This is a genomic window from Paenibacillus sp. 01T442 (assembly GCF_056398345.1).
Genome location: NZ_JBFTPF010000001.1, coordinates 181,137 through 194,747, shown reverse-complemented (window position 1 = coordinate 194,747; position 13,611 = coordinate 181,137). Strand labels below are relative to the sequence as shown.

General features: G+C 41.3%; 12 protein-coding genes and 1 pseudogene. 2 read left to right on the top strand and 11 right to left on the bottom strand.

Annotated elements, in window-relative coordinates; all coding sequences use genetic code 11:
• Window positions 1-123: 123 nt before the first annotated feature.
• From AC1DLM_RS00880 to AC1DLM_RS00850, 7 genes are all read right to left on the bottom strand, one after another.
• Window positions 124-1,650 carry an ABC transporter substrate-binding protein gene (locus AC1DLM_RS00880; protein ID WP_477568778.1) on the bottom strand — a complete coding sequence of 509 codons (1,527 nt, stop codon included), beginning with the start codon at window positions 1,648-1,650 and terminating at the stop codon, window positions 124-126.
• Window positions 1,651-1,752: 102 nt separating this feature from the next.
• Window positions 1,753-3,357 carry a response regulator transcription factor gene (locus tag AC1DLM_RS00875; RefSeq protein WP_477568777.1) on the bottom strand — a complete coding sequence of 535 codons (1,605 nt, stop codon included), beginning with the start codon at window positions 3,355-3,357 and terminating at the stop codon, window positions 1,753-1,755.
• Window positions 3,354-5,111, bottom strand: a complete 1,758-nt coding sequence (locus AC1DLM_RS00870) for a sensor histidine kinase (protein WP_477568776.1) — start codon at window positions 5,109-5,111, stop codon at window positions 3,354-3,356. Before AC1DLM_RS00870 ends, AC1DLM_RS00875 begins: the two co-directional genes overlap by 4 nt.
• 131 nt (window positions 5,112-5,242) lie before the next feature.
• Complete coding sequence (locus AC1DLM_RS00865) at window positions 5,243-6,127, bottom strand: carbohydrate ABC transporter permease (protein ID WP_477568775.1); 885 nt, start codon at window positions 6,125-6,127, stop codon at window positions 5,243-5,245.
• Window positions 6,128-6,211: 84 nt separating this feature from the next.
• Entirely contained in the window at window positions 6,212-7,174 is a 963-nt protein-coding gene (locus AC1DLM_RS00860; RefSeq protein ID WP_477568774.1) for an ABC transporter permease, read from the bottom strand.
• Window positions 7,175-7,346: 172 nt separating this feature from the next.
• The gene (locus tag AC1DLM_RS00855) at window positions 7,347-8,108 is read right to left on the bottom strand and encodes a glucose 1-dehydrogenase (RefSeq protein WP_441987837.1); all 762 of its coding nucleotides are present in this window, start codon (window positions 8,106-8,108) and stop codon (window positions 7,347-7,349) included.
• Between the two features lie 24 nt (window positions 8,109-8,132).
• Entirely contained in the window at window positions 8,133-9,410 is a 1,278-nt protein-coding gene (locus AC1DLM_RS00850; protein WP_441987618.1) for a glycoside hydrolase family 1 protein, read from the bottom strand.
• A gap of 300 nt (window positions 9,411-9,710) precedes the next feature.
• Here AC1DLM_RS00850 and AC1DLM_RS00845 point away from each other — a divergent pair, with 300 nt between their 5' ends.
• Window positions 9,711-10,520 (top strand): SDR family NAD(P)-dependent oxidoreductase, encoded by an 810-nt coding sequence (locus AC1DLM_RS00845; protein ID WP_441987617.1) that lies wholly within the window; start codon window positions 9,711-9,713, stop codon window positions 10,518-10,520.
• A 178-nt stretch (window positions 10,521-10,698) separates the two neighbouring features.
• On the opposite strand, the gene AC1DLM_RS00840 is transcribed toward AC1DLM_RS00845, so the two are convergent.
• The 3 genes and pseudogenes from AC1DLM_RS00840 to AC1DLM_RS00830 all read right to left on the bottom strand — a co-directional run bounded on the left by AC1DLM_RS00840 (window position 10,699) and on the right by AC1DLM_RS00830 (window position 11,806).
• Window positions 10,699-11,268 carry a 50S ribosomal protein L25 gene (locus AC1DLM_RS00840; RefSeq protein WP_171628596.1) on the bottom strand — a complete coding sequence of 190 codons (570 nt, stop codon included), beginning with the start codon at window positions 11,266-11,268 and terminating at the stop codon, window positions 10,699-10,701.
• A 98-nt stretch (window positions 11,269-11,366) separates the two neighbouring features.
• Window positions 11,367-11,474, bottom strand: a pseudogene (locus AC1DLM_RS00835) (DUF1861 family protein); the annotation flags it as partial.
• Between the two features lie 47 nt (window positions 11,475-11,521).
• A complete protein-coding gene (locus AC1DLM_RS00830) occupies window positions 11,522-11,806 on the bottom strand; it encodes a helix-turn-helix domain-containing protein (RefSeq protein WP_477568773.1) in 285 nt (94 codons plus the stop codon).
• A 215-nt stretch (window positions 11,807-12,021) separates the two neighbouring features.
• Here AC1DLM_RS00830 and rpoZ point away from each other — a divergent pair, with 215 nt between their 5' ends.
• The gene (gene rpoZ / locus AC1DLM_RS00825) at window positions 12,022-12,231 is read left to right on the top strand and encodes a DNA-directed RNA polymerase subunit omega (RefSeq protein ID WP_477568772.1); all 210 of its coding nucleotides are present in this window, start codon (window positions 12,022-12,024) and stop codon (window positions 12,229-12,231) included.
• Between the two features lie 23 nt (window positions 12,232-12,254).
• On the opposite strand, the gene AC1DLM_RS00820 is transcribed toward rpoZ, so the two are convergent.
• On the bottom strand, window positions 12,255-13,523 hold the full coding sequence (locus tag AC1DLM_RS00820) for a hypothetical protein (RefSeq protein ID WP_477568771.1): 1,269 nt from the start codon (window positions 13,521-13,523) through the stop codon (window positions 12,255-12,257).
• Between the last annotated feature and the right edge of the window lie 88 nt (window positions 13,524-13,611).

Genomic DNA, 13,611 nt, shown 5'->3' with positions numbered 1-13,611 from the left:
AATCTAGATGCGGCACTAACACTCTCACGACACATCCATAACGTTTTACCGACTTCCTGAGATGAATTATTTTGCCAATAAAAAAACCAGGCCCATTAAAATGGAAACCTGGTCTTAACGTTCTTATTTTTTGTTTGCAACCGCCCAAACATCAAGCTGCCTTTGCTTTTCCGCAATAACTTTATCGATACCCGCTGCTTTCAGTTTAGCTCTGAAATCGGGTAACTTATCGGCTGGATCGAGTGTTCCTGACTCTAAACCTTTTGCATACTGATCTGTTACATTTTTAAGAGCAATAACCTCATTTTTAACTGGTTCCGAATTGAATGTAAATCCAAGTGCTTTAGATTTGATCGCTTTTTGATTAKCTTCTGCAGTCAATTTCCACATGTCTTGTAAGTCTGACTTCATTAGATAGGCGATGGATGGATTGGCGTAAATCCAACTTTGAATCGAATATCCAACTGTCTTGGAATCAATTCCTGCAGGGTAATCGATTGAATTCTCTGACGCCTTCACATAGTGCTTCCCTTCAATGCCATAAATAAATAAATTAGCAAGATCCTTGTCCGTGTACATCAAATTCATAAGCATCATGACACGTTCAGGATTCGTAGAATTTACGGAAATAGTCCATAAACCACCTTGCGTATTGGACGTAGTCGAATAAATATTAGACATTAAGGGCGCATACACGAGCTCTTTGCCATTCGCTCGGATTTCCGATTCCAAGTTGCCAGGTCTAAGGCCGATGAAATATGAAAATGCCTTGTCAGCCTTCAACAAATCTGAGGCGTTAGCTTGGGTTGTAGCAGCATCCTTGTTGATATAGCCTGCCTTAGCCCAACTATGAACTTTATTCAAATAGTTTTCATACTCTTTGGTCTCGAACAAATTCACGACTTTCAAACCATTGTCATACTCAGGCAACACACCTAAACGATCCCCCAGTTTATCATACCAGACATAAACATCTGATGGCATGGATAGTCCTGCTCCAAGTGGAGCGATCGTTGGCTCATTTTCCTTAATCGTCTTATACACCTGATCCAAGTCATCAATCGTCTTAATGGAAGCTATATTAATTTTGTACTTTTCCACTAAGTCTTTCCGCATCAGTACGCCAGGAACTCCTGTCGTGTAATCCTTATAGACAGGCACGCCATAGGTCTTCCCATCTATTTTAACACTAGACAAGAAGGCAGGATCGATCTGTTTTTTAATTCCGTCGCCATACTTATCTAACAGATTGTCGATTGCAACAAAATTTCCAGTTGCTACACTCGAGCTGTACCCAGCACCAAATTCAAATGACAAATCCAGTTTCTCACGGCCAGAAGTCATTAAATTCTTTTGTTGAGCCCATGCCCCGATACTAATAGGTATGATTTTGACAGTTGCGTTAATTTTGGCCTTTGTAATTTTGCTTATTTCATCTTGCACGGCTTGGGTATCCTTCGGAACTGCTCCGAACGCCGGCATGGCAATTGCGATCTCATAAGGATCTTTTGTCGCACTGTTCGGAGTTGTGCTGGAAGCTGCAGTTGCACCACTATTTTCATCCGTTTTCGAAGATGAACACCCAGCAATGACTCCCGTTAACATAACTGTGACAAGCGACAATGTCGCCAACTTTAATTTCCTTTTCATCTCTTATCCCCCCCAAAGTATCAATCATTTACACCTTCATCATATCGTTCAATGAAGTGGGCGACTAACACTCTACCGACATCATAATAGCGTTTTCACGACTTATTGATCTTTGTTATTTTGACTTCGATATTCCATAGGCCCTAAGCCAACGTGTTTTTTAAATAGTTTTGTAAAATAGGAAAAATTCGTATATCCCAGCGTCGATGCAATTGCGCTTACAGGACGATCTGTATGTGATAATAACTCTTTCGCCACTTTGACTTTTTCAATCACAATATAATCCGATAAAACGTATCCCGTCTCTTTTTTGAAAATTCTCGTTAAATAATCGGGATGTAGAAAGACTTGATCTGCGATCATTTCACGTGTCATATCTTGATCCAGGTTATGTGAGATAAATGTTTTCACAATCTGGACTATTTTCTCTGTTTCTTTGATCGCTTCTGCATGAATCATCGCTTTGTTAACAGCATGACGAGCCCAGATGAGCATATCTATGATAGACCGCCCCGCCGATTCCGAGATCTGTCTTGATTCTTCATCACCAAATAATTGATTGGCTTCAATCCCTTTCAAGTTCAAAAAGGAGTAGACGACTTGGGTAAAATTTTGATTGAATTGGTGTAAAATATCAGCATTGATTCCTTGGTTTTTGACAAGACTGTTCAAAAGCGTTTCCACTTCATGAACGACTGCATCCTTCGTCGCTGTTTTCATAAGTGAGGCGACTATGCTAAGTGTTGGCAGCTTTGTTTGGGACATAGAAGTGCCGTTATCAGGCTGAAGATAGACTTGGTTTACGAAAGCAACATTATTCCGATCTTGTCTCCTTAACTCTGCTACCATTTCGGCCATTTCATAAGCTTCTACGGCGTTTCCAAAATAACAAGAGAGATCACAGTAAAAATAATCGTTACACGAATCGATATATTCTTCACAAGCTCGGAATAGTTGTTCGTACTCCCAATTCGTGCCCTTATTTGCGACCATGATCAACAAGAGCATTCCCCGATCCAAGTGAAAACATATGCCGTTTGAACCGTTACCGATGATCATTTCTTCGGCTGAATTTTTAAGGGCATACGCTAGAATCTTCTCGTCTCTTCGATTCAACTCTTTTTTCCACTTTTGAACCGAAATGAGAATAGGGAGAAAGACCGATTCTTCCGTTATAGGAATGTGATGCAATTCCACTTGATCTCTTATCGCGGAGGGCTGGCTCGGTATGGAATGGCTGATCAAGTCCACCCAGAACCTTTCAATAATAAAGGAATGATTCTTGAGCCATAGTTGATGGGATTGACTGTTTCTATTGAACTCACTGTTTCGATTTATGATGTCCTGCGCCTTTCGAATGGCATTTTCCAAGTCAGTTGCACGAACAGGCTTAAGTAAATAATCAACACTACCCAGTTGAAGCGCTTCTTTCGCATATTTAAAATCAGCATGACTTGTGAAGAAGATCGTTGCTGTATTCGGATGATGCTCTCTCACCCAAGTTAACAAATCAAAACCGCTGCCTTGGGGCATTTCGATATCACACAACAAAATATCGATCCTTTCCCTTACGAAAAAGTCTTTGGCTTGTCTGATATTAATGGCTGTATGCAGTCTGCTGATGCCTAATTTATTCAGATCAAGGTCGGATTTAACCCCTTCAATAGCCAGAACTTCGTCGTCTACAATGAGCAGATGATATTTCATCTCGTTTCCTCCAATCCGKGGTTAGTAGGAATAATTATTTCTATTTTAGCTCCAAAGGTTTGAAGATCGTTATCATATAAGATAGATGCGACTTCACCGTACAAGAGTCGTAATCGCCGTTCTACATTCCAAATCCCAGTATGCTCACCTCGCTCATTTTCCACACTTCTGCCTGCCTGCAGTTTCTCTAGTATGTCGTTCTTAAATCCTGGTCCTGTATCTCTTATGCTTATTTTCATTCTGGAGCCATGCTCTTCAATCAGAAATTCAATCTGTATCTCAATGGTGAGCGGCTCATCCAACGTAACGGCATGCTTAATTGAATTCTCAACAAAGGATTGAATGACGAGTGGAGGGATCGGGACATCTAATAAGTAATCCGGTGAGTGAATCGTCCACTTCAATTTTTCCGGAAAACGTAAATTCTGGATCTTTAAATAATTACGCGTATGTTCAAGCTCATCTTTAAGCGGTACGAAAGACGTATTGCTCCGGAACATAAATCGGAAATATTCGATTAGAGACATGGTCATATCCAAGATCAAATCATAATTTTTAATTTTAGCCAGATTATAAATAATATTGAGTGTATTCAAGAAGAAATGAGGATTGACCTGCAGTTGAAGCCGCTGTAATTCCTCTTTTTGCTTATTCAACTGCTCCTCGTAGACGTTAATTCGGAGCCGTTCAACCTCGGACATCATGGCATTAAACGCCCCACCCATCAGTTGAAATTCTCCCGAAGTATTGCTAAGCTCTACCCTACTGCTCCAGTCACCTTCTCGAACTTTCTTCATTGTGCGTAGTAATCGATAGAGTGGAACTAGAACAGATTGCCTCATGGCATACAGACCTATAGGGATAAAGAGAAATGCAGCGATCGTGATAAACCAAACTATGGACTGCAGATAAGGAAGCTTTGCTAATATATAATGATCGGGTATCAATACATTTAAACTGAAATCTCCTCGATTAGACAGAGCGCCAACCACAAGAAATTTCTTTTTCGTGCCTGATATATAATATTCATTTGCTTTCTGTTGAAGTTCAATCCCATATTCACTTACTAGTTTTGAATCGGAAATAGGTTCACCTTGTGTATTGGCTAATATAACCTCTCCCTCTTCTCCAATTTGAAGCGAATGAAGGGGGGTTACCAATTCCTCCGTATTAATCAAAGCGCCAAGGTAGGTGTCCCCAGCACGTACAATATCAACAAGGTAATTAACCTGGTTAATTTGGACATATTTCCAAACTTTAGAAGGACTTCCCTTTGAAAATAACTCAGAATGCATATAGGCAATCAGATATTTTTCAATAATGTCATTTCCCTTAATGTCTGAAGCATTCTTCTTAGAAATAGTTAAGAAATCTTGCCGATGATCCGTATAGGCAAAAAATGAAGTAATCGGATCGTACAAATTAATATCTTTACTTAACTTGTTAAACAAATATATTTTAGCACTGTAATACTCGCCATCAGCCTCCTCTTGGCTAAGCGATAACAAATCGTATCCGGTACCGGCAACCGTACGCATATACGAATCAATGTCGTCTAATTGAGAATCACTCTGGTTCGTATAAAGGTTCAACGTGTTCTTATAAGAATCCGCAACTTGACCCCTAACGACATGAATAGCATAGTAGTTGTTGTATAAGAGCATCCCCACCAGCGGCATCGTCATTATGAACACGCTGACAATTAACTTAACTCTCAACGAGGCTCGTCTCCAGTACCATGCGGGTGTATTCATGATCGTTTCGGCTCCTTTATTACTTTAAATTTAAATTTCAGATCTATCATACTCTTATAAGAACAGGCAACGCCACAACCATAATAAGTCAGTTGTGGCGCCATCGCATATAGGGGAATCCAATTGGCACCTTATCCTTTTACAGCACCAATCATAATTCCTTTGATAAAGTATTTTTGGAAGAATGGGTAAGCCACCAAGATCGGGAGAACCCCAATGACAGCAATGGCCATTTTTACAGCATCTGTAGGCATTTGTTGCATAGCATCACTTGCATTATTCGTCATATTCGTGCTTATGAATTGGATATCCTGCATGATTCGATTCAGCAGATTTTGTACACTGTACAGATTAGGATTGGTAATATAGATCATACCTAGCTGCCAATCATTCCAGTACATGATACATTCGAAGAGCCCGATCGTTGCCAATATAGGGCCCGATAGCGGAAGTACAATGGACCATAAGGTCCTATATTCGCCGGCTCCGTCTATTTGTGCGGATTCGATCAAAGCGCTAGGAATCGTCGTCTGGAAGAAGGTTCTCATCAACATCACGTAAAATCCGTTCATCAGGAGCCMCGGTACAATTAGTGCCCAGATCGTATTTTTAATATGGAAGATCTGTGTATAAACCAAGTAGGAGGGAACCAGTCCTCCATGAAACAACATGGTAAAGAAGACGATAAACATAATCAAATTGCGATATGGGGTACCACTTCTGGATAACGGATAAGCTAAAAGAGCCGTCATGGTTACCCCTAAAACAGTTCCGACTATCGTAACGAAGATTGTCACTCCGTAAGCCCKGGCGATCTCTCCCCCTCTTTCGTATAAATATTCATACGCAGCCGTACTAAACGTATGCGGGATGAACGAATAACCATACGCGATGATATCATTCTGATCCGTTAACGAAGCGGAAATGAGCAGTATGAACGGGAGAATACAAATGACGGTGAACAAGAACATCGTGATATGGCTGAGCCATGTTAAACCTCTACTCTCTTTTTTCATGGGTGTCTACCTCCTTAAAGTTTTCTGCGGTACTTCCTGATTACGCATCTTGACGAGCAGAAAACTCGCTTCGGAAGCATTCGCTTAGAACAATGCGCTATCTTTGCTGTATAGTCGCACCATATAGTTTGCAAGCATAACAAGTAAGAATCCAACGAGAGATTGATACACTCCTGCTGCTGTGGACAAGCCAATATCGCCATTGCCCGTTAATCCTTTAAATACATACGTATCGATCGTGGCGGTTGTATTAAATAATGCACCTGAATTCATCGGAACCTGATAAAATAAACCGAAATCCGAGTAGAAAATCCTTCCGATACTGAGCAGCGTCAACATGATAATGACTGGTGTTAGAATCGGCAAGGTAATATGTCGGATCTGCTGCAATCGGCTTGCACCGTCGAGTCTAGCAGCTTCATAATACTCTTCATCAATTCCCATCAATGCTGCAAAGAATACAATGCTCGTATAGCCAACACTTTTCCAGAAATGAACCATTGTTAGTATCCAAGGCCAATACTTTTCCTCGGTGTACCAAGAAATTCCATCCTTTATTCCGAACCATGGAAGTACGGTGTGATTTATGAATCCCGTATCCGCACTTAAGAGGGCGTATACCAAATAGCTGACGATGACCATGGAAATCAGATGCGGCAGAGTAATCACACTTTGATAAAACTTAAGTAATACTTTGTTTTTGATCTCATTCAACAAAATTGCACAGGCTAAAGATAAAAAGGTTCCAACGACTATAAACAATAAATTGTAAAGAATGGTATTTCGGGTAATAATATAAGCGTCCGATGTCTTAAAGAGATATTCAAAGTTTTTAAATCCAATCCAGTCACTTTCCAAGATCCCCTTAGCAAAGTTTATTTTTTTGAAGGCAATGACGATCCCGAGCATCGGGATATAATTATTGAACAACAAGTATAGAAGTCCAGGTGCCATCATAATTAGAAGTGGCAGGTATTTACGGAAACGATTTTCTTTTTTCTTGTACGGGATACCCACCCGCGATACAGTTGCCGATGCTTTTTCCATCTTAGAAACCCTTCCTTTCCGTTTATTATTTCTCTCATGTCTTACCTTGATTTTAAGGGATACGATCCCTTCCATCTAACAATCTAACGACCACATAGTAACGTTTTAACGACTTTCGCTTCTTCGAAAAAAAAGACTGATCGGGAATAACCCGTTCAGCCTATTATTTGCTTTAATACGACGTCCAACCACCGTCAGCCGTGATGACAGTCCCATTCACAAACTTAGAATCCTCAGATGCAAGGAATAGAGCAACGGTAGCAATTTCACTAGGATCTACAGGTTCGCGCCGTTGCGTACCCGCTCCAATTTGGAACTCCTGTAAAGCTGCCATGTCCATATTGCCCATCGAATTCATGATACTGGTTAGAACACCGCCTGGTGCAATAGCGTTACAGCGAATGCCGGATTTCGCGTACATGTAACCAACATTTTTAGTAAGCCCCACTAGACCATGCTTCGAAGAAGTATAGGCTACTCCACCTTTGCCCCCAGTTATTCCAGCGGCGGATGCAATATTTACAATGACGCCCCCTCCCTGTTTCAACATGAACGGAAGCGCTTTGCGAATCGCACGCATTGGACCTGTCAAATTAATGCCTATTACCCTGTCCCACAAATCGTCTTCGATTGTTTCGATTAATCTGAAGCCATCCATGATTCCTGCATTGTTTACGAGAATGTCGACTCTTCCGAATGCTCCGGCAGCTTTGTCCACCATCGCCTGGATCTCCTCTTCCTTCATGACGTTAGCGACCACGCCTATAGCAATCCCACCATTTTGCCTAATCGCGTCCACAACTGCCGAGATAGCTTCTTGATTCAGATCAGCTACTACGACCTTGGCGCCTTCCTCTGCATAAAGTTCTGCTATCGCTTTACCAACACCTGAAGCGGCTCCTGTTACTATCGCTACTTTACTTTGCAGTTTCATACCCATTTCCCCTTCCTCCTCTTTTTAGATTGCGTTTTCTTTAGCGATGTTTCCAAGATGAATACCACTAGGCTTCGTGGTACGCTCCTGTGTATTACGGTCCACTTCAATTAATCCGAAAGTCTTGGAGAACCCAAGCTGCCACTCAAAATTATCCATCAAGGACCAATGCATATAGCCCAAAACTTGGAATCCGTCCGCAATACAATCTTGGACACCTTTCAGAGCTTGATTAATGAAAGCAACACGTCGCGTATCATCATCCGTTCCTATACCATTTTCAGTAATCATAATCGGCATTTTAAGATGCTTACTTACATAACGAACAACTGCCCCAAGTGCCTCCGGGTAAAATTCGTTCCCCATCTGTGTCGTCTCTGCATCTTCAGGTATGGGAAGAAGACCATCCGGTCCATATACAGCACGCGTATAGTTTTGTAACCCGAAAAAGTCATCATCATTCAGGTATGGAACAAATTGAACAAATTCCTCTTGCCATGCATCCCTCGCATTTTCTTCACCGCCAGGAACACTTTGGATGTCGTAGAGTGACAAGGTAACTCCTACTTTGGTTTGCGGACTAATCTGCCGAATAGCTGCTCTTGCTTCCACATGCGCCCCAAAAATAACTGCCAAGCCTTCCTCCGAACGTGGAGCTAAAAACGAGTGAACTTCGGTAGGAGGGACTCCAAATGATTTACTTAATCCCGTAAAGTATTTTTGCATTTTCTCTGCCATGTTCTCCATATTCATGCCGACTTGTGCACCAGGAGAACCAGACTTCATTGCGTATCGCTTCATAATCTTCTTAATCCCAATGGAGATATTCGCCTCATTAATTGTGCATACATAGGGGATCAACTCGCCTAATTCACGCATGACATGGGTACAATATCGTGCAAAACGGGCAGGCGTATCCGTCGACTCCCAACCCCCTAGACTAATGAGCCATTGTGGTGAGCTGAAATGATGGAGAGTCACAATCGGAGTTATGTTATTTTCTTTACACGCGAGTAGAACTTCCCGATAATGTTCGATCTCTGACGCTTCAAATCGTCCCTCTTCTGGTTCAATTCGAGCCCATTCAATGGAGAATCTATAGGAATTCAATCCCAATCTAGCCATCTCAGCAATATCACTTTTAAATCGCTTATAGTGGTCTACTGCGCTGCCTGATGGTTCCTTGAACACCGAGCCCTCCAAGTTTTCCATCAGCCAAAAATCAGAATTCGTATTATTGCCTTCCACCTGATGTGCTGCAGTGGATGCCCCCCATAAAAAGCCTTCTGGAAAACGTGCCATGTTTGCTCCTCCTCAATTTCGATTAATTGCTGCAATCTCATTTTATAAGGATCTTATAGCGGCAACTAACAATCCAACGACTCTTCACTAACGTTTTGACGACTTTCTAAAAACGAAAAAGGAGACCTAAACGCTAGGCCTCTACAATGAAAAATATTTATTAGAATAGTCGTTTGAGTACCATTATGATGTCGTCAAAACGTTAGTGAAGAAACATCGATTAACGTAAAGTTAAACTGAAAAGTTATACTGAGAAACCCGAATTACTAAATCTACTTGAATCTTAGGAGGATTTTATTCATGACAGACTTCACTAGTGTACAAAACAAAGTAGCCATTGTTACTGGCGCTTCAGATGGCCTTGGCAAGGCAATTGCTATGTGCTATGCAGAAAATGGGATGAAGGTCATTGTATCGGATATTAATGCCGAAAAGGGTTCTAAGGTAGTAGAAGAAATTAAAGCTACAGGTGGAGAGGCCTCTTTCTTTCAAACGGATGTCAGTCAAGAGGAAGATGTAAGAGCAATGATCGACTTTGCTATTGAAACCTATGGCCGTCTAGACGGTATTGTAAATAATGCCGGAATCAGCGCCGAGAGTAGGCCGACTCATGAATATTCAATATCTGAGTTTGATAGGTTAACATCTATTGACCTAAAGGGTGTCTTTCTGGGAATGAAGTTTGGAATCGAGGCGATCCTCAAGTCCAAATCACCATCAGGATTCGTAGTCAATGTTGCATCTTTAGCTGGTTTGTTAGGTAATAGTTCCATGGCTATTTATACTTCGGCCAAGCATGGTGTTGTAGGTCTTACCAAGAGTGCAGCACTCGATTATGCACCTTACAATATTACAGTCAATGCGATTTGTCCCGGCACAATCAAGACTTCAATTTGGGGAGATGCACCTGAAGAAGTTATTCAACAATATGCAAAGTTATTATCCCCGAATGGAAGATTAGGAGATCCTACAGAAGTGGCACATTTAGCCTTATTTTTAGCCTCAGATTTGGCACGTTACATTAGTGGTTCAGCAATCACAGTCGATGCGGGCTCAAGCGCTGGTAAGCTTACTCCTACTCAATGGTCTCATCCAGAGATATTGGAATAAATGTATTCTTTACGAGTAGATCCCCGCAAACTCCGCACGCGGCAATTGCTTAGGGATGCCTATGTTGACTTGCTTGGTTCTTCAGCCTTAATTGACTCACGATAAAAAAACCCTTACAGTAGGCAGTATCTAAGCTCATGAGCTCAAATACTCTCCGCCGTAAGGGGAAGATTTATTTCTAGGCTGTTGCTTCGACTTCTTCATGCACGGTTTTGATTTGAATCATAACCGTATTCGCATCCGTCAACACTTCAATGCCATCCTTGAAGATTAGGTCGGAAACGAGAAGCTTGTCGCCAGTATCAAGGCCACTGATATCCACTTCCATGGAAGTCGGCAAATCACCAGGCATACAACGCACTTCTACTTCATAGATTTCGATCTGCAGAACCCCACCGGATTTAACCCCGATTGCCTCTCCAGAAAACTGGATAGTAACTTTGCTATCCATAATTTCAGTCATATTCACATGATGAAAGTCGATATGCAGCAGATTGCCTGACATCGCATCCTTTTGGACGCTCTGAACAATAACTGGAATTACTTTCTCATCGGATGTATTGCCTTGTAGGATAGCTCGTGGATGTTTTTTCAAAATATCCAACATTTCTTTTTCATTTACTTCTACAGACAAAGTATCTTTACCAATCCCATACAACACAGCCGGGATGCGCCCCTGTTTTCTTGCTTGATTCATGTGGGACTTTGTTTCACCAGTGCGCTTGTTCAATTGAATAAATTTACTCATTTGTTTGTTTCCTGCTCTCTTTGACCATAAATTCTTGTCAAAACGATTATACCATGACCATAAAATCTAGTCAAACTTTATTGAATCAATGACTTGCATATAAAAAAGAAGACTTGAGAGAACTCACTATCCCGTTCCTCAACTCTTCCTAATATGACTTCCTCCCTGTCGTACTGAAACGGGGCCATTATATTGTATACATCGCGAAGGGTTATCATAAAACGTTTCCAGAAGCTGTTTGCAACTCTCCGTTTTAATCGATTTCCTTGTCATTGACGTCCTCTTGATAATCCATTGATGCATCTATCGTCCAATCACTTTCCTCATCCATTTCGATGCCAATGAGCTGCCCAGGCTGGACATTAAAATACAGACAAAGCTTTAGCAATAATTCCCTAGGATACTGTACCATCTCATCCTTATACATACGACGAACGGAGTCAAAGTGGTAGTTAATCTCTTTTGCGAGCCTACGTATCGATAATTTAGGATCATGATTTTCCATGACTTCTTTTAGTTTACTGCGTATGACTGACACACATACACCTCCTCCATAAATATACAGGGTGTGGATTGGAGAGTCAACAAATTGACAAGAAAAAAAGGTCATGTTAAAGTGATAACAGCAGATAATTTTGAATTTTCTGAAAATAAAATACCCCTTCGAAGTTGAAAAAGGAAGTTAAATAGCTATTAAAGAGGACATAATGATTAAAGGAACGAAAAAATCGTACAATGGATGAGGTAAATTGAATGTTATATCCTTCAATTGATAAACTACTTGAAATTGGTAGCAAGTATTCGCTAGTTGTCGCTTCTTCCATGAGAGCAAGATCTCTACGTGACGGTGCAAAATCAGATTTGAAAGGTCAAAAGTCTCACAAACATGTGGGTGTTGCGTTAGAAGAACTTTACGGCAACTATATCGGTTTTGAGAAAACGGAGACGGAGATAAAAAAGTAAACCACATTTATTTTCTGTATCAATCATTTGCTAAGCCATTGATCGACTTGCGCTTGCACGGCAAAAGCATCTGCTTCCTCGGGTAGGTTTTTATACTCTGCCAGTGTACGTTCAAATTGTTGTTTTTTTTCTTCAGCAATTTCTTTGAGTGCTGGTAGTTCTGATCTTTTACTCAATAATTCCGTTTGTTTAAGTTTAGCAATTTGCCTGTCCTCCTCATTTTTGCTCTTATCGAATGTCTCTTTTAGTTTCCGAAATTCCTCTCGCAATGTTTCTACCTGCTTATTAGCATCAAAATATGTTTGAGCTGCTAAGATAAAAGCCTGTTGTGTATAAATCTGTGTACGCTTCAGAATATTATTTCTTTCTTTCGCGCCACTACCGAAAATACTCGTATGATAGCGTTGTGCAGCCACATTTTCTTCCTCAGTCAGCTTCAATCTAGCATTGGCATCAGCCGCCGCGATCATAACATGATCAGGAATTTGTTTATATGGCGGATCCGGTAATTTTTGCGCGTGTATATATCGAGCAATAAGGAAATATTGCTCACCATGCCTCGCTTCATGGTATAGCGTAGAAGCCGCCTTTTCAGGCTCCTTCTCTAATGTTTCCTCAGAAATGCCAGCCGACCATGTTGTCGAATCGAAGTTGCCATTCTGGGCAGTTCCTTTCGGAATTACACGTAATGTCGGCACTGGAACTCCGCTGCTCGCAAACATCGGCTCTATACCCTCTACTAATTTTGCAGCCCTTGTTTGGGCATTCATCGCTCTCCAATCACTTTGAACGCCTTTGACATGACCTGCATAACTTTTCATTGCATCCTCTGTATGCAAATTGGGTCTAGATGGACGCTTGTCTATCTCATCTTCTAGATCCATTTCTTCTTCGCCATATCCCGCTGATCCACCCCAGCCCGGATTCATCGTCCGTTCCACATTACCCCTAATAATACAGAAATGGTACTCTCGATTATTTTTATTATGTCCTCGGAACCAATGCCCGCGAGCATCTGTCCCCAAATACGTACCAATCATTGTATTCGGGTTGCCAAATGGCAGTGTCACGACATACCACTGCCCAACATCGCTGGGCAGTAATGTCTCTGATGGTTGACGTTGTATCACATCTGATCTCATCATTTGAGTAACTGCCCTGTTCCCAATCGTTCTCTGCAGGTGATGGATGTGGGAGGCAGGTCCTCTTGATGTCATGTTTCTCCGCACAATGTTTTCTTGGTTGGCCGAATTAATCTGTGCTTCGTTATTTCGATAAATCGGAGATTTCATTCTGGCTCCTTTAAATCTTTTATAGGGAAATTATTCTATATTTAATTCTACCAATTCTAGTGTTTTCATGACAAGTGCTGATACACCA

Coding starts and splice junctions, on each gene's coding strand:
- AC1DLM_RS00875 (WP_477568777.1), bottom strand. CDS start 3,357: ATGAAATATCATCTGCTCATTGTAGACGACGAAGTTCTGGCTATTGAA.
- AC1DLM_RS00860 (WP_477568774.1), bottom strand. CDS start 7,174: ATGGAAAAAGCATCGGCAACTGTATCGCGGGTGGGTATCCCGTACAAG.
- AC1DLM_RS00855 (WP_441987837.1), bottom strand. CDS start 8,108: ATGAAACTGCAAAGTAAAGTAGCGATAGTAACAGGAGCCGCTTCAGGT.
- AC1DLM_RS00850 (WP_441987618.1), bottom strand. CDS start 9,410: ATGGCACGTTTTCCAGAAGGCTTTTTATGGGGGGCATCCACTGCAGCA.
- AC1DLM_RS00845 (WP_441987617.1), top strand. CDS start 9,711: ATGACAGACTTCACTAGTGTACAAAACAAAGTAGCCATTGTTACTGGC.
- AC1DLM_RS00840 (WP_171628596.1), bottom strand. CDS start 11,268: ATGAGTAAATTTATTCAATTGAACAAGCGCACTGGTGAAACAAAGTCC.
- rpoZ (WP_477568772.1), top strand. CDS start 12,022: ATGTTATATCCTTCAATTGATAAACTACTTGAAATTGGTAGCAAGTAT.
- AC1DLM_RS00820 (WP_477568771.1), bottom strand. CDS start 13,523: ATGAAATCTCCGATTTATCGAAATAACGAAGCACAGATTAATTCGGCC.